Below are 16460 nucleotides of genomic sequence, written 5' to 3'. Positions count from 1 at the left end.
TTATCATCTAATCCAAAAAAGACTTTAGTGTAACTGTTTCCGATAATGGCCTCTCCAACATTTTTACTGTCACTCATGGTCCTTCAAGGACATCTTGAATCTGTTGTGTCCAGCAATGGCTCCTGCATTGTACTTTCTGAACCGTTTATACGCTTGATAAAAGAATTGTGCGGCTTCTGGATTTTGAGTTAAAAATGAAATTCGTCGACCACTAATTTAATGTTTTCATTCTTGTTTTTAGTGATTTCATCCCATAAGAAACTAAATGTATTGAGATACGCTGCTGCTTGAACATCTGCTTCATTTTGTAGAGCTTTCAAATCAAATGACAACAAGTTAGCATTAATATTTATATTTGTGTGTCCGTTGAAAAGCGTCGTTGAACCATGAACATAACTTTCTAAAATATAATAAAAATCGTTTAAAACCTTAAACCGGTCTGGATCGTTTTGTTTTAATTTTTCAATTTCATTAAAGACATTCTCTAAAGTGGGTATTGCTCTGATTTGATTTCCGAAATATTGGAATACTTAAAAATACCTGCATTCATATACGTATTGCGTAAAACAGAATCCAGTACGGCTTGCTCTACTTGAGTAATATCGGGTTTTAATACTTGAAAAAAGCCTTTTACCCGTTGAATCTTATCTTTCACTAAGAGGTTTAAATCAATCGTCAAACTTTCACTATTCTCGCTGATTTCTTCTGAGAAAATTTCTAAAGGATTGATTTTAGTTTGCGCATTTGACGATAAATGAACGACTGTCCCACCTAAGTGTTCCACTATTTGTGAATATTCATTCTCAGGATCAATAATAAAAACTTTAATGTCTCGAGCGACATACCGTAATATTTTTTGAGTCATGTACGTCGTTTTTCCGACTCCACTGGTTCCAATAACGACCATGTTTTGATTCAGCGTATTTTTACGATCTAAGTAATCGATAGCAATGAGACTGTTTGTGTCTTTGTTAATGCCTTCAACGTCGCTCCTGGGTGATAAATGAAGAATCTCAGCGTCGTCAAAAGGAAACATACTAGACGCTACTTCTGTATTCGATTCTTTATACGTATAATCCCCTAATAAATTTTCGCCAATGGGAAGGGCACTCCAAAAAGCTTGATACATGCCTTTTACTGGTATCATAGATTTCATTTGTAATTTAATAAGCGTTTTAGTGATATTTTCAGTCAAGTCATTCAAGACTTCTAACGTTGAAGCATTTAAGTAAATGTACGTGTATTGATAAATGAAACTGGAGTTGCTTTGTAAGTATTTATCCAATTGCCGATTTGCGGTTTCAATTTGTTGCTCTAAACGTTTTCGTTTTAATGGATCGTAAATCTTTAATAGTTCTGCTTCCTTATTCTTAATCGTTTCGTTGTAGTGGTGTATCATTTTTGTTGAACTCGACGACTGTAAGAACTGAGAAATCGTAATATTTCCTTTTTTTCGTTTGAGTTCTGATAACCAATTGCCATATTGAACTTTAGGGTAATCCACGATTACTATAACGCGAATAAAGTTGTCGCCACTTTCAATATAATCAGGAAATTCCTCCCAAGAAAACGGATAGACCACATCTAAACTGCTCTTATCTAAAAAGGAATCCAATGAACTTTCCGTTTCTACTTTTTTGACTGGTGATTGATCACGTTCTTCTTTGGTGCGTTTCTTTCCAAAATACACACGTTTCCCCTCCCTTCTGGAAGCCTTAACTTAATGATTGGAAAAATTCATGAGGTGTTTCAGGGTTTTCCGACATTCCATAGAGGATAATTGCCTGGCTTCCATATCGTAGTTTTCTAGGCTATTCTCCAATGTTTTGATAAATTGGGTTACTTTTTCATGAAGATTAGTGGCAGCCAATTCAAGGCTCGAGTGTTTTTTATCCTTTATTTTTTGTCGTATCACGATTAAATGCTTTTTTGTACTCATTTGATTCGTCAATTGTAAGTTTTGATAGTAATCCACATAACTTGCGATTAAGGTAATCTTTGCTTGATTGATCGGTTGTTCTTCCTTTACTTTTAAATAGCGTTTCTTCCAATACAACACATAGTCGTCAAAAGCGACTGGCGTCGTCATATCTAAATACTGTTGCACTTCTCCCGTATCGCCTTCACCAATAGTTGACATTAAAAAGGCATTGAATTCGTCAAAAACATCTTCTTGTTCAAGTTCATTTAGCAAATCCAGATTAACCCCGGAACCTTCAATCAAAGCGACTAGATAACCTGTTTTTGTAATTAAAAAGTCTTGATATTGTGCCTGAATCAACGACATATCTTGTAACGTTTGCTTTCCTGTGTCCAATTTTTTTGGTTCATAGCGAAAGATGTAATCGTCTATTGGTTTTTTACGTTGGTTTATTTTGAAAGGAAACACGTTTCGCCCTCCTAATCCATTGGTTTTCTTTTTTTGATATAAAATCGCTTTTGTCTAAAGCGATAACTTTTTTTATGCGTTAAATAATCCTGCATAGTAATATTTTGGCGGTGCTTAACCGGTTTTGCACTAATCAGTGCGAATGCTAAAGTTAACAGTAATAGGATAATGATCAGCTTTACACCCAATAACCATAAATTATAGGGTGGGATAGCCAACAACACTAACCCAAAGACACTAATGGGTAAGACATAAGTCGCAAGTTCCTTTAATGACAGTCCTAGAAAAGCCCCATAAGTTGAATTGACGTTATCTGGAAAAATAAATTCCTTCCCTTTTTTAGCCATTTAAATCCCTTCTTTTCTATACAAATAAACTATAAACCCATGGCAACAACCAAATAATGGCTGCAGCTAAAGCAACTAAGCCCGCTACTCGACCAACAGCTTGATAAACTTCGTTTTTTTCATGCGGATTGTCCGCTGCAGGCATCCGTTTGATAATAATGAATAATCCAACGACTGTTCCTACAAGTACCACTAACCCTGTTAATATGCCTTGTACAATATCTCCCGCATTTTGCAATTTAGCTTCTACTTGTCCAGCTGATGCCCCATAAACAATAGCTGGGTGACTCATCACCGTTAATCCTGTTGCCATGATTGCCGAAACAACTTTTGATTTTCTTTTCTTAAACATAAAAACCCTTCTTTCACTTTAGTCTTTGTCGGTTGAATGTTGTTCAAGTTCTAATTGTGAGTAGTCTTTTTGTCGTTTTTGTTTCATAGTTAAAAAATCCGATAATTTTTGTTGTGCTTGTTCTTCAGAATCTAAACGAGGAGAAACGATAGCAAGACTTCCTTCAGTAAATTTCCCAATATAAAATCCACTTTCATTTTGATCCAATGACTCAAGCTCAATAATATGTAGCCTCTTTTCATATTTTTCAACTACATTACTTAATTGGATGCCATAAAAATCTAAAAAGCCTTCTGCAAGACTCGCTCCAATAAAGGAAAGTTCACTCATGACTTGATTAGGCTTAGTGGCGTACTCTTCTATCTTTACTGTTCTTGCTTCTTCAACAAGTTCTGGCTTTCCATTCTGCTGTAAAAATCGTTCAAATAGATAAGAACGCGTCTCAACATTTGGTGAAAGTTCCTTTTTAATGATTTCTTTTCTGAGTGCTTCCAGTGGTTTTCCTTGTTCTCTCAACAGTTCTTCTTTCTTTGAATGACTAAGAGTTACGGACTGTTTGTCTAGGATCACTCCCTTTTGTCGATTGTGTAAAATAGAAGAATTCTCTTTCATACCAGACCATTTTTCAATATAAATACCTTTTCCTCCCTTCATAAAAAACAAAAAAAGTTATTATATAAAAATAGATTTTTTCATCTATCTTTATATGATAACTTTCATACATCAATTTTTCTAATCTTCTGCTCATTCATTTAACTATATTCTCTAATAATTTTATTAATTGCTGTTCAAGCACGATATTTCTAGGATAACCTGTTTCATCTGATAGTTCTTGAATCCTTTTAGAACTTGATTTAGTCAGTTGTATCCCTTGCTGAACACGATCACTTTCTTTACTAACCCATTCAGCAGAAGGTGCACTATAATCTAAAGTAAAAGCATAATTTAAAAGAGCTGTATTCGGGATTCCCGTTTGTTCTTTAAATAAAGCTAACTGATTGACTGTTTCTTGTGACAGACAAGTTGTGGAGACTGCTTTAAAAACTGATTTTTCTTCACTTTTCCAATTAGTATGATTGACAACATAACTTAAATAAGCGGATAAATACTTTCTGACGGTTAAAAGATACATTTTTCTATTGTCATACTTCAAAAGGATAACGTCACTTATTTCGACTTGTAATTGCTGATGACTTACCTCAATCTTGTCTAATTCATTTTCTAGTTCTTCTTTGGTCACCTCTTTAAATTGAGTTGCATAGAGGACTAAATGCAACAGTACAGTAGAAGTCTTAGAAATTCCTAGATAATGGCCGCGTCTCTCTAATTCTTGATAAATCTCGCGGGTAAGCAACAAACCAATTTTCAATAGTACACCTCTTTTCCAAATGATAGTAGTCGCATCATTATACCATTGAACTCAGGTCTTTTTATTGATAAATTCTATTTAAAATCCTTAGTTTGACGATTATACTACAAAAAGTTATAATTGTAGTATAATCGTCAAAAAGAGGTGAGCTTATGACGCAAATAAAAGACAAAGAAGAACATTCAAAAACAAAACTATTGTTGCAATTGATAAAAGAGCAAAATGGGACCGTTACTTTTCAAGACGCTAAAAAGGCTGGTATTCATAAAGAATATGTACTCAAATTATTCCATGAAAATATTTTAGAAAAAGTTGGTCCAGGTTCTTACGTTGCGATTGATCAATTTCCTGATGAATACTATATTTTGCAAAAAAGATTTAAAAAAGGCATTTATTCTCATGAAACAGCTCTCTATCTTCATGATTTAACTGATGTGACCCCTTTCGATTACCATATGACCTTTCCAAGGGGATACAATAATCCTTCTTTAAAGGAAAATAATATCTTAGCTAAACATAGTAGAAGAGACAACTATTTAATTGGATTAATGACTATGAAAAGTCCACATGGAAACTCAATTCGTGTCTATGATAGGGAAAGAACCATTTGTGACATCTTTTCAAAAAACAATCGGACTGATAAAGATGTTCAAATTAATGCCCTTAAACGTTATTTAACAACAGAAGATAAAGATCTTATCAAATTAATGCAATACGCACAACTATTTAAAGTAGATCGTGACTTAAGAAAATATATGGAGGTGTTAGTATAAAAACCCCTATTCAGTTGAAAACTAAGATTAAAAATAAAGCTCAAAAAGAACAAATAGACGCACAAATGCTTATGAGAAATTATATGTTGGAACGCATGTTAGTCAGAATCAGTAAATCAAAATATAGGCATTCCTTTATTTTAAAAGGTGGATTTTTGATTGGTTCTCTTATTGGAGTAGACAAACGGACCACTATGGACATTGATACGACTATTACCGGTACAACTGTTTCATCCGATGTGCTAAAAACGATATTCTTAGAGCTATGTGAGTTAGATATAGGAGATCACATTCAATTCGAGTTCCAAACTATTCAAGAAATTCGTGAAGAAGATGACTATCCGGGTTATAGAGTAGCTATAGTTGCCAGTTTGCAAACAATGGCTATTCCGATAAAAGTAGACATTACAACCGGTGACATCATTATTCCAAAAGAAATTCACTATAAACATAAATTAATGTTTGAGGAAGAAGAAATTTCTATCCTTTCTTACCCTATAGAAACAATTTTAGCAGAAAAAATCCAAACAATTTACTATCGTGGTGTGTTCAATACCCGAGCTAGAGATTTCTATGATGTCTATATGTTAAGTAAATTAGAACCTAGTCGAATTGACTATGATTTATTAAGAAAAGCCCTAACCGCCACTTGTAACAAGAGAAATACACCTAATATTATGCGAGATTATATAAAAACGTTGGAGTTTATACGAACCAATGATGAAATGAGACAAATCTGGTCTAATTATCAAAATAAGACGGATTATACGAATAACTTAAGTTTTGACGAGGCATGTGACGCCTTACATCATTTGTTAACCTTTGTGTACACTAATCCTCCAATAAATAATTCTATTGAATAGAGTATCTACCTTGTGTAGGTACTCTATTTTTGCCTTATTCTTTTATTTCAACGCTTTGGACCTTTAAAAGAACGTTTAGGTTTCTTTTTCTTCAGTTCTTTTTCTAGCGCTCGTAATTTTTCTCTTTCTTCGTAATCTAATGAAGCCAGAATTTGATCTAACTGTTGAGGTCTAAATAAATAGTTCAACAATTGACTGGAAGGCATAGATTTTTGTTGAGAAAAAGAAAATTCACTCGTTTTTTGTTCTTTTAATGTATCAGCTTGCTCTACAGTCAGTACTCCCGTTTCGATACACTCATTGAGCAATAAATCGTGCAAATCTGGTCTATCTATTAGGATAGTCTTCAATTCCTCACTCATAGTTAAAGAAGAAACGTCTATAGATTCATCGTTGTTGAGATTTCCAGCTTTTCCATAGTCGGTAAAGTACGCGACTGCGATGTGTTGTTCTTCTAGTGTAAACTTAATCAGCGGTCTTTCTTTTAAGTGAATTAAATTGTCAACTGTCAATTGATCTCCATAGTAATCAATGGCTTTAGAAAAGAGTTCTTTAGTCGGAATATCTTGATCATCCAGTTCTAAAGAAGGAAATATTCGAGAAATTTTGTCATCATAATAGTTTTGAATCACTTTCATAGCAATCTTATTTCTTTCTTGCTCTTTGATACTATTTTTTAATGTCGTGTAAACCGTATCCGGAAGATTTTCTACTGTTTTTGCATCCTTGAAATCCACCTGGTATTTTTCTACAATGGACACTACCGTTTGATTCAACAGCTTGTTTTTTTCTTCATAGACTGAATAGGAATCATAAGGACGTTTAACAACCTTTGATACTTCATGATACAGTTCTTGTTGGTTAGAATGTTCCAGTATCTTTTCTACTTCTTCTGGTTGGATCACGCGGTCCTCTTTTACCGTTCGATTCGCTAAAGTTTTCACCTGATAATCAGATAAGTTCTTTTGATCTATGGTTGGATAGTAGTTTTTAAGTAATCGCTCAGATTCTTTTAAAATGAGGCTATCTGCTTTCTCTACTAATTCCATTTGAGACTCAATCAAATTCAACGTCTTCGTGTCTTCTTTAAAGAGATTGTTTACTCTCGCAGAATTTGACCAATTGTTCAGCATTCGCTTCTTATCTTCGATCTGATCAAATGAAATATACGTCTTCAGTTCTTTTGATAAACGAGTAATTTCTTTCTTTTCTGTTGGACTAAGAGAACGAACAATCGTCTCCGTATCTTTTATTTCTTCAGCGTCTTTTTTTAACGTATAAACAATGGCTGCCTTTGCATTAGACTCTTTAATTTCTTTATTGATTTGAATACGGTCGCTATTTTTTCCTTTGGCTTCCATCTCTCTAGCAACAAATCCTTCATGAATGGTAGGCTGTTTTTCTTCACCTAAATCAGCGTAAGATTTTTCGGAGATCTTTTGATTAATTCCATTTTCTTTTAGAGAATGATTAGCCATAGTAGCCCAACTTTCTCTCCATATTTGCATCCGTTCTTTTGTATCCCAATCCGTTGATCGAATCTTTCGGCTCTTTTTATCTCCACTAGGATAATACAGTACATTACCTTCTTCATCAGTCAATATTTCTCTTTTAGATTTTGCTGCCCACTCTCCGTCATTAGTGAAAGGTCTTGTCGTTAACATGACATGAAAATGAGGATTCACTTCATCGTCTCTATGAATTGAAATATCCGCCACCATTCCATGATCAACAAAGTTTTTCTGACAATAATTCAATGTTAATTTTTCTTGTTCTGAATTTGATAATTCAATGGGTAAAGCTACATTAAATTCTCTAGACAACTGAGCACGACTAGACTTCTCAATTTTTTCTACTTCATTCCACAATTGTTCACGATTCAAACACCATTCAGGAGCATAATTAGGCTTCAATAGAAAAGTTACGGGTTGAACATCTCTGCGGTAATACTTTGTTTCCCCATAGCGCTCACTGTACAATTTTTCACCAGACCGATAAGCTGCACTTGAAATAGCAGACTGTCCTTTTCCTCTTGATATCAATTGAGCAGATAAATGATAAATAGCCATAAAAATTATCTCCTTTCTGGTCTTACTTTCTTAACATGAGCGAGAGCGAATTTTATCACACACCCAATGAATTAGATGGGAGCAATAAGCGAATAAGTAATCCATTGGAATTCGAGCATAACACGATTATTTCCTTCGGAAATAATCGTGTATAAGTGCGCCCTTTACAGGGACTATTTTACCACCTTGCTTTTTCTTTTACAATTATTTATCTTTCTGTCATACTAGTTTGTATAGTTATTTAAAGATTAAGGGAGGAAACACACCATGACAAACATTTCAAAAAAATTAGAACAAATTGAAAAATTAAAAAAAGAGTTATTAGAGGAAAAAGAAAAAATTGAAAATACTTTAGGAAAAGAATTGATTAGCCAATTTGATTTAAACTACGAATCTTTAACAAAAAATGAAATAAAAGAATTTGTAAGTAATTTAAAAGATAGCTATGATTTAATGAATGAAGATCAATCTTTAAATTCTAGTAATTCAGTTGATTCACCTACAGTAGGTTAAACCTATGAGTAATCACTTTAAACAACTGCAACAAGAAATCAATCGAGTCGAACGATCCATTCAATTAGACTCTCAAAAGGAACGAAAAGAACGAACGAGAAGACTCATTCAAAAAGGCGCTTTACTAGAAAATTATTTTGAATGTGAACAGTTATCAGTTGCAGAAACAGAAGAATTATTAAAGATGTTTTCAAGTTATGTGAATGCGAATAAGACTAATAAATTTAAATAGTTAACTACTCTTTAAAAAATTAAGAAAATTAATTTTAAAAGTTATAATGTAGAAGAAAGGTATTTAAAAAAACAAGAATTGATGATTAAGAATGACTAATAAACAAGCTTTAGGTTATATGTTATTGGCTTGAAAAGATCTTAAATGAGATAAAGATCAAGCTGATAAATTATGGGATGCTATGTTTCAAAATATGGATGAATTTACTGAAGAAGAAGCTCAAGAAAAAGGGCATGAATGGTTAAATTCTCATTAATTAGTATACGTTTAAATACATTCATTAGATGGTAGTAGTAAGTCGGACAATTAACTTACTACTACACAATGAATACGCGAAACCCATCTAAAATTTTACATATAGTTATAAAAGGATACATTCAGTTTTTTTCAATCCTTTGATAGCAATAAAAAAAATAAAGGATGGAATAACTGATTGGTAACAGTTATTCCATCCTTTTAACCTTACTCATTTAATTTTAAATTAATCATTATTTTCATAATGATGGAGAAGATACTTTCTTAGTATCAGTGTTAAATTGAGTTGAAAAAATATTCATCGGTACTTTTTCATTTTCGGCTAGTTTAATTAAATCCTTTATTTTTTCCGTATTCAATTCTTGATTCAGATCCTTATCTAACACGCGATATTTAACGTCTTCTTTTAACCATTCATCAGCTGTCTTTTCTCCTACCCAAGTGGTTGCAATCTCTTTTTTATCTTTACCCGTAGCCATAACATAATCAAATGTCTGTTCCTTAGAGACGAGTTCAATCGAATAAAGAGTTAACTTACCGTTAGGGTTATTTTTTAACGGTTGAATGGTGTTTATTTTAAGAGTTGTATCTTTCAATTGATTGTATTGATTTTGATTGTTTTGATCTGTCAAAAATCCTAACTTTTTAGCAATCACTTCGTCCTTGTCGGGGATCAGTACTTGTTTACTTTCGGTTGTTTGTTCAATAATCAAATCTAGTTGATCAATTAATTTTCCAGAAGCTTTTTTCACTTCTGATAAAGAGGTTATTTTATCCTCAACTTTTTCTAAATTATCCGTCCAATTGGATATGTACCGTAAGGAATGATTTTCTGTATCTAGTCCGTAATATTTCCCTACTACATACGCTGTCATTTCTGCTTGGTATTCAAGAACAGGAGCTGCCTGCATAGTTAACTCTTTATTTTTCATTTTTTTATTATTATGCATCTCAGCATGTGCTAATTCATGAATTAACGTGTGTACATTCTCGGTTTCTGTATTTTTAGTATTAAGGGTAATAGAATGTGTAGACGGCATATAATACCCCTTAGCAGCCGAATCACGAAACGGCTCTTTAATTATTGGAATATTAGTGCTATTTGAATACTCCAGTAGTGATTGATTCAATAAATCTAAGTCTTTCCCTCCAAAATCAAACTGATTCTTTTTATTTGGGAAAATAGCTGGATAATCTTCTGGTTTCGCGTGTGTTTGTGTCACGTCAAAAACCGTCCCTAACTTAAAACGCGTAAATGTTTTGACGTTATCTGTAGACTGATTTTTCTTTATCCATTCCTTTTCTTCTATCGTTGCTTTCGTTTGATTTTTCCATTCACCATCTTTAGTTTTAAACTGGGTAACAGTCATTGGAACCCAAATTTTAATCCCTTTTTCTCCTTTTTGAACTGGAAAGCCTAATTCTTTAAATCGTTGATAGGATGCTACTCCATTTGCTCCTTTATGCTGCGAGCGAATCATGAATTGATTCCGGATAGAGTAATCTCTGAACTGGCTCATAAAATCAAGTAATTCCGTCATCTGTTCAGGTGTTTCTGTATAAGTTTGAACTTGTGTAGTCATTTTTTCGGTTAGTTGGTCAATTTCTTTCTTCTTTTCAGCTTCTGAACTTTTTTTATACTGGTTGGCCATTGCTATACTCCCCTCTTGGCTAAAGTAGCTTGACAGGTGTTTATCTAAAGGATAGGTATTTAATTCTTTTAAATACTTCAAACAGCCTTTTAATGAATTCTCCTGATGATCTGATAATGCTCCTGTATGATTAAACGTTGTAACTTGATACATTTTATTCTTTGTACTTTTTGAAACCGTTAATTCAAGATTTCCTGCTATAAATAACGGAAAATCTTTCTGAAGATGATTTTCCCTTTGTCTGTCTAAATTAATTTCAACTTGATCGGCAATAGTAGTACCCTCTTCGCTACTAAACCAATCATCGACTAAGAAATCGTTCAAAAATTATGAACTATGCTGAAGCTCATTTTTTAGCGTTATATCCTTTAATTCCAACATTAACTCATTCTCGTGTAGTGTTTTCAATAACCATTTATGAAATGTATTAGATGAGTTCTCCATGCTCAACAACTCCATCAGATTCTGTTTCTAAAAGTAAATAATAGCCTTCTTCATTACTTATATTTTCTTTCAGATCTGCAAAAATATACTCTTCTACCAGAATTTCTACTTCTTTTTTCTCTTCAGGAAGGTAAACAAGAACTTTATTCCCTTCTAAAACTCTTAAAGCTAACGCTAAACGATCAGACATAATCATCCCACCTTTCTTGTTTATTCTTCTTTAAGCATAAATAAAAGCTAGTTATAGGGCTAAAAATATGCCTACAACTAGCTTTTATGATTCAGAAAATATTAGTTATAAAATTAATTAGGGTTATGAGTACTTTTGTTAATGGTGATTATGTTAACTAATGAGTTAAACAACTAATTCCAATTACAATCTGATAACTTAGAATTGTTAAGAAAACTTTCATATTGATCGTAATCTTTTGATTTTATAGTTCTCAAAATCAGAGTTGCATCTTTACTAAATTCTGATGAATTAAGCTTTTGAGATACTCTATCAAATCTATCCATGCCATGTGAATACTCATTATTAATTCTGTTTATAAAAGTCTCTTCTATACCTTCTCCAAAGAATTTTTTAAATCTCCATAGGCTATCATTTTTTTCATCTATATAGCTTGGATATTTAAAAAATAATAGTGCTTCTAAAAATTTTCTAGCATTATTAGGGAAATTATAATATACATTGTAATTTTTATCGTTTATATCATCTTTAGCTACTGTATATATTTGCTCAAAAAGAAAATTAAATTCTGTTACTTTACTAGACATATATTTAGGCATTTGAGTAATGGAACTTCTCCAATTTCCATTTTCTTCTTTACTTTTATTTATAATTAAATATTTAGTTTGTTTTGCATTAATTTTATATCTCATAACATATTTTAAAAAATCTAAATTATGGGTGGTTATAAATATTTGGTCAGAATCTTTTGAAATAATTTCGCCAGAAATAAGACTGTATATATAAAATATATTATTTTCGTCTAAGCTAGAAATTGGATCGTCAATAACTATTATTACTTTTTTTCTCTCGTCTTCTGACAACGTCTTTAAACTAGCTAAATAATAAGCAAATGAAATAAGTGTCATTTCACCTTCACTTAAATTATAAGCTGGATTTCCTTGTCTAAAAATAGCAAATGAATACTGGTTATTTTTATCTTTATTTATATCTAAATGAAGTTCATCCTGCCCTAACCTATTATTTAAGTACGTATTTATTTGGTTTGCAGCATTTTTTTCATTTTTTTGATTTTTTCCTAATTTTTCTATCTTTTTACTTAGAGTTTCAATTTTCTCATCTGATTCTTGAAGAATTTTCTTCTCTTCTACTAATTGTTCCTTCAATACATCTATCCTTTGGTTTAAGTCATAATAATTATTATCTTCATACTCAATCTGAGAAAGTTTATCATTAATAACATCTTTTCTAAGTTCTTTTCTGCACTCATCTTTTTTTTCGTCTAAATTTTGAGCTGATTGGTTATTTTTCAAATATATTTTTTTATAAATATCATTAATTCCCTCAGTTTCTAGATAAAAACCATTAGGTAAGTCTTCTTCAATTTCTTCAATTTTTTGAAAAAGAGAGTTACTTTTTTTATCAATTACAGTAATAAGTTTTTCTATAAATAGTATTCCTATAGTTTTTTCTTGTTGAATATTATAATTTAATTCTTTTATATTTCTTTGATATTCAATATAGAAATCTTTTTCTGATAAGGGCTCCAAAGATAAAAGTTTCTCTTTCTCATTTACCAGTTTTTCTTTAAATTTTAATATCTTTTTTTCAAGTATTGTAACACTATCAGAAAAAAAATTATCTAGTTCTTCGTAACGATTATTTGTGAGTTCATTACCACAAAAAGAACAAATATCTGTTTCTTTATGAAGCTCCATACCATTTTTTGCCCATTGTTGCTTTTGAGGATTATCTTGAAATTCTTTTATAATCACGCTTGGTATAATAGTTTCTTTAATTATTCCATTAGTTTCATTCAGCAATTCCTGATAATTGATATTTGGAAATATTATTTTTGGGAAAGATTTTTTTCTTCTTCTTTTATCTTTTTTTATATTCATTTATAACTTCTGGACTTAAAATTGATTTATTATGTATACCAACTATTTTTTCTTTTTCTATTTCCTCATTCAAATTTCGGATGTCATAATGACCAATGAATAAATTATTGTCTTGTCTGATCTCTGTAGCAATTTTTACTTTTTTACTATGCAAATATTTTTCTTTTTTTCTTAATTCTTCTTCTAAAATTGTAAAATCATCTTTTTTTTTTACATCGTTATTTTGTATTTCACTCTTTATTTTGTTTAGTTCATTTATCTCTTTTTGGTTCTCTAAATTCTGTTCACCTAATAGAGTAAAAGTATTTATACCTTCATTTGAAAAGAAATTTAAATTTTTATGGATATATTGAGCATTAAAAACTTTAACTTTCAAATTATGTGAATTCACATTTTTTTCAGTTAAAGTTTTATTTGTTATATCGTCTGTAGTAATTTTAAATTGGATATCTTCATAATGAGCAGGTAATTCATTTCTTTCAAATGACTGAATTATTTTTGAAAAAGTACTTTTCCCTGAATAATTTTTCCCGTAGAAAACATTTAATTTTTTATAAACAGAATCAATATTCGAGTCATGCTTAAATTGGGAATACGATCCGAAGTTTCCAATATCTATTTTTTCTATCATGTTGTTTTCCTCACAATACTTTTCCTTCAGTTTATCATAGTATTAATAAATTAAAATTGTTATCTTTATAACTTGGATTAATTTTTGCAATAAGCAACCAACTAATTCAATAAAAAAGTCACTACTTCGTATAATATGAGATTATCCGGTCAATTAAAAGTTGCAATTGAAAAATTAGAAAATCATACTAATAAATCTATTGAATCAGAACAAATATACTCAGAAAAAACAAATATATTTAATCGTATGTTTAAAAATAAATAAGTATAAAACAAATATTTATACAATCCTAATCTGAAGTTAAGCAAGGTTTCACTAATTTCATCTTCATTGATTCCAATGTAGCGCTTCGTTATTTTCTCGCTGCTATGACCGAAGATTTCCATCAGTGTCGCCACGTCTTTGGTTTTCTTGTAATAGTGGTAACCAAACGTCTTACGAAGCGTGTGCGTCCCAATATCGTCTCTTCCTAACAGCTTAGCGACCTTTTGAAACATTTGATAGACCGTATTCACTTCCACATGGCCACCTTTGGTGCTTGGAAATAAATAATCCTCTGGTTCTAAGTCTTTTGTATAGTCTTGGATCAAGTCCTGCAGATTACTCAAATATAAAATGCGGGTTTTCCCTGTTTTTTTCTCGACAATACGAGGATTTTTGGAAGAAATCAGGTCTTGTTTCTTTAATTTAACGATATCGGACATGCGCAAACCGCTATTAATGCCGATCAAAAACAGAAAGACGTCTCTATCTGCGTTTTTATTGCGCCTTAAACAGAATAAAAAGTCGTTTATTTCTTGTTGTGTTCTTAATGGCTGGACGTTGTAACTCATTTAAAAGCCCTCTCCTCTCACAAAAGCGATACATGATTTTGCTTTTTATACCACATAATCGTGTGTTGGAGGGTGATATAAAAAAAGAACCCTATTGGAATAGGATTCCCGATACACGTTTTTATACAATTTCATGTATCAATGAAAATTAATTATTATTTTAAACTCGACTACTTTCTTTTAATAATGAGTGCTCCTATTCCTGAAATCCAGATATAAGAGAAGAAAAGAATCCATAAATAAAAGATTGAAATAGACTCTTTACCTAAAAGTGTAAAAACACCTAGGGATATAAATAAAATACCTAAAAAAATATGTGACGCATATGCAAAAAAACGAGAAATGTTTTTAATAACACGTTCGTCTGCTTCAGGGACATTATTTTTCTTTTTCTTTTGCTTTATTACTTCAATGACTGTCAAAAAGAGAGTTGCTACTATTCCACCAGTAAGAACTTCATATGGAAACTCGCCTTTAAAATAGTAAACAAGGAACGAACCCAAAATGGCACCTATAAGTGTACAGCTAATAATAAAGTATGGTCCCCATTTTGCTAATCGTTTATTGCTTGTTTTTTTATCTTTTGTATTCATTTATTGTCCTCCTCTAAAATAAATATATCGTCGATTGGTAAATCAAAATAGGCTATCAATTTTAACGCTAACTCTAGACTAGGATTATACTTATTTTTTTCAATTGCGTTTATTGTCTGACGCGTAACTTGCAGATCTTCAGCCATTTTTATTTGAGTTATTCCCTTTTCCTTTCGGATTTCTCGTATATAATTAATCACCTTCATTAATCAAACCTCCCAATTAGAGTAAAGATGTCTTTACATATATAATAACAAAACGCTAAATAAGCGTAAAGATATCTTTACGCTTATTTAGCGTTTTGTTGTTTTTGTAATATATATATTGAATATTGTTTTATATATGTTACTATATTTTATAAGATACAGCAAAGGAGGTCCATTATATCTGTGGATAATAGAGTGAAAATTGCACGTGTGCAGGTAAATTTAACACAACAACAATTGGCTGAAAAAGTAAATGTCACTCGTCAAACCATTAGTTTAATTGAAAAAGGTAAATACAATCCCTCTTTAAATTTATGTCTTAAAATATGTTATGCCGTCAATAAAACACTAGATGAACTATTCTGGAAAGAAAGGGACTAATATAAAATGAAAAAAATTACAGATGAGCGTTTAATATTAAAGAATTTAAAGAGTATCAGAGGTGCATATACTATTCAAACTTTAGGTATCTTAGGCATCTTAGGCTATGACTGGATTACTAGAGGATCAGAAGCAGTATTCGAAAGCCCCTTATGGTTTATTTTTATTGTTTCAACTACTGCCGGTTTATTCTTCTCTATGGATATTAGTGTATCTCATGAAACTCCTAAGAGAACTCCTAAAAAAAGCCTCGGTATCTCCACTGTTATTATTGCACTTATCTCTATTGCAGTTGGAATTTTTGTGCCGTTTTCTAGTAAATCTGATTCAATAAACGGATTAATCGTAGGAGGAGTATTATTTATTGTTGTTCTTATACCATATATTTATCTTTATTACCTACGTACCAAACAGCAAGATTAAATTATAATAACAAAAAAAGAACCTTGGTTTAACAAGGTTCTACA

Annotated in this window: 18 protein-coding genes and 2 pseudogenes; 6 read left to right on the top strand and 14 right to left on the bottom strand. The window is 31.5% G+C overall.

Annotation, left to right across the window (positions count from 1 at the left end):
• The 6 genes and pseudogenes from BR65_RS00700 to BR65_RS00675 all read right to left on the bottom strand — a co-directional run.
• A pseudogene (locus tag BR65_RS00700) lies at window positions 1-1690 on the bottom strand (VirB4 family type IV secretion system protein); the annotation flags it as partial.
• 30 nt (window positions 1691-1720) lie between these two features.
• Complete coding sequence (trsD, locus tag BR65_RS00695) at window positions 1721-2389, bottom strand: TrsD/TraD family conjugative transfer protein (protein WP_051932582.1); 669 nt, start codon at window positions 2387-2389, stop codon at window positions 1721-1723.
• An 11-nt stretch (window positions 2390-2400) separates the two neighbouring features.
• Complete coding sequence (locus BR65_RS00690) at window positions 2401-2736, bottom strand: hypothetical protein (RefSeq protein ID WP_023176440.1); 336 nt, start codon at window positions 2734-2736, stop codon at window positions 2401-2403.
• A gap of 16 nt (window positions 2737-2752) precedes the next feature.
• Window positions 2753-3088, bottom strand: coding sequence for a CagC family type IV secretion system protein (locus BR65_RS00685; RefSeq protein ID WP_023176439.1), 336 nt, complete (start codon window positions 3086-3088; stop codon window positions 2753-2755).
• A gap of 18 nt (window positions 3089-3106) precedes the next feature.
• A complete protein-coding gene (locus BR65_RS00680; protein ID WP_034536195.1) occupies window positions 3107-3700 on the bottom strand; it encodes a hypothetical protein in 594 nt (197 codons plus the stop codon).
• A 136-nt stretch (window positions 3701-3836) separates the two neighbouring features.
• Complete coding sequence (locus tag BR65_RS00675; protein ID WP_034536194.1) at window positions 3837-4457, bottom strand: hypothetical protein; 621 nt, start codon at window positions 4455-4457, stop codon at window positions 3837-3839.
• 152 nt (window positions 4458-4609) lie between these two features.
• Here BR65_RS00675 and BR65_RS00670 point away from each other — a divergent pair, with 152 nt between their 5' ends.
• The gene (locus BR65_RS00670) at window positions 4610-5230 is read left to right on the top strand and encodes a type IV toxin-antitoxin system AbiEi family antitoxin domain-containing protein (protein WP_034536192.1); all 621 of its coding nucleotides are present in this window, start codon (window positions 4610-4612) and stop codon (window positions 5228-5230) included.
• Between the two features lie 83 nt (window positions 5231-5313).
• Complete coding sequence (locus BR65_RS00665; protein ID WP_244877137.1) at window positions 5314-6093, top strand: nucleotidyl transferase AbiEii/AbiGii toxin family protein; 780 nt, start codon at window positions 5314-5316, stop codon at window positions 6091-6093.
• A gap of 47 nt (window positions 6094-6140) precedes the next feature.
• On the opposite strand, the gene mobQ is transcribed toward BR65_RS00665, so the two are convergent.
• On the bottom strand, window positions 6141-8162 hold the full coding sequence (mobQ, locus tag BR65_RS00660; protein ID WP_051932580.1) for a MobQ family relaxase: 2022 nt from the start codon (window positions 8160-8162) through the stop codon (window positions 6141-6143).
• A 267-nt stretch (window positions 8163-8429) separates the two neighbouring features.
• On the opposite strand from mobQ, the gene BR65_RS00655 reads away from it, so the two are divergent.
• Together BR65_RS00655 and BR65_RS00650 are read left to right on the top strand one after the other, a co-directional pair.
• On the top strand, window positions 8430-8675 hold the full coding sequence (locus BR65_RS00655) for a hypothetical protein (RefSeq protein WP_034536189.1): 246 nt from the start codon (window positions 8430-8432) through the stop codon (window positions 8673-8675).
• Window positions 8676-8679: 4 nt separating this feature from the next.
• Window positions 8680-8907, top strand: coding sequence for a hypothetical protein (locus tag BR65_RS00650; RefSeq protein ID WP_034536188.1), 228 nt, complete (start codon window positions 8680-8682; stop codon window positions 8905-8907).
• 494 nt (window positions 8908-9401) lie between these two features.
• On the opposite strand, the gene BR65_RS13405 is transcribed toward BR65_RS00650, so the two are convergent.
• From BR65_RS13405 to BR65_RS00615, 7 genes and pseudogenes are all read right to left on the bottom strand, one after another.
• Window positions 9402-11138 (bottom strand): ArdC-like ssDNA-binding domain-containing protein, encoded by a 1737-nt coding sequence (locus BR65_RS13405; protein WP_051932578.1) that lies wholly within the window; start codon window positions 11136-11138, stop codon window positions 9402-9404.
• A 103-nt stretch (window positions 11139-11241) separates the two neighbouring features.
• Complete coding sequence (locus tag BR65_RS00640) at window positions 11242-11448, bottom strand: hypothetical protein (protein WP_007723374.1); 207 nt, start codon at window positions 11446-11448, stop codon at window positions 11242-11244.
• Window positions 11449-11621: 173 nt separating this feature from the next.
• A complete protein-coding gene (locus tag BR65_RS00635) occupies window positions 11622-13349 on the bottom strand; it encodes an AAA family ATPase (RefSeq protein WP_034536187.1) in 1728 nt (575 codons plus the stop codon).
• Entirely contained in the window at window positions 13330-13980 is a 651-nt protein-coding gene (locus BR65_RS14140; protein WP_034536186.1) for an AAA family ATPase, read from the bottom strand. The genes BR65_RS00635 and BR65_RS14140 overlap by 20 nt, the downstream gene beginning before the upstream one ends.
• A 287-nt stretch (window positions 13981-14267) precedes the next feature.
• A pseudogene (locus BR65_RS00625) lies at window positions 14268-14813 on the bottom strand (tyrosine-type recombinase/integrase); the annotation flags it as partial.
• 170 nt (window positions 14814-14983) lie between these two features.
• A complete protein-coding gene (locus BR65_RS00620; RefSeq protein ID WP_051932577.1) occupies window positions 14984-15406 on the bottom strand; it encodes a hypothetical protein in 423 nt (140 codons plus the stop codon).
• Entirely contained in the window at window positions 15403-15612 is a 210-nt protein-coding gene (locus BR65_RS00615; RefSeq protein WP_034536185.1) for a helix-turn-helix transcriptional regulator, read from the bottom strand. The genes BR65_RS00620 and BR65_RS00615 overlap by 4 nt, the downstream gene beginning before the upstream one ends.
• A gap of 183 nt (window positions 15613-15795) precedes the next feature.
• Here BR65_RS00615 and BR65_RS00610 point away from each other — a divergent pair, with 183 nt between their 5' ends.
• On the top strand, window positions 15796-15993 hold the full coding sequence (locus BR65_RS00610; RefSeq protein WP_034536184.1) for a helix-turn-helix transcriptional regulator: 198 nt from the start codon (window positions 15796-15798) through the stop codon (window positions 15991-15993).
• Window positions 15994-15999: 6 nt separating this feature from the next.
• Window positions 16000-16416: a membrane protein gene (locus tag BR65_RS00605; protein ID WP_034536183.1), complete on the top strand. Its 417-nt coding sequence runs from the start codon at window positions 16000-16002 to the stop codon at window positions 16414-16416.
• Window positions 16417-16460 lie beyond the last annotated feature (44 nt).

This window comes from Carnobacterium inhibens subsp. inhibens DSM 13024 (assembly GCF_000746825.1).
Lineage (GTDB): Bacteria > Bacillota > Bacilli > Lactobacillales > Carnobacteriaceae > Carnobacterium_B > Carnobacterium_B inhibens.
Note: the sequence above shows the minus strand (reverse complement) of the source record. Positions and strands in the feature narration are given on the sequence as shown.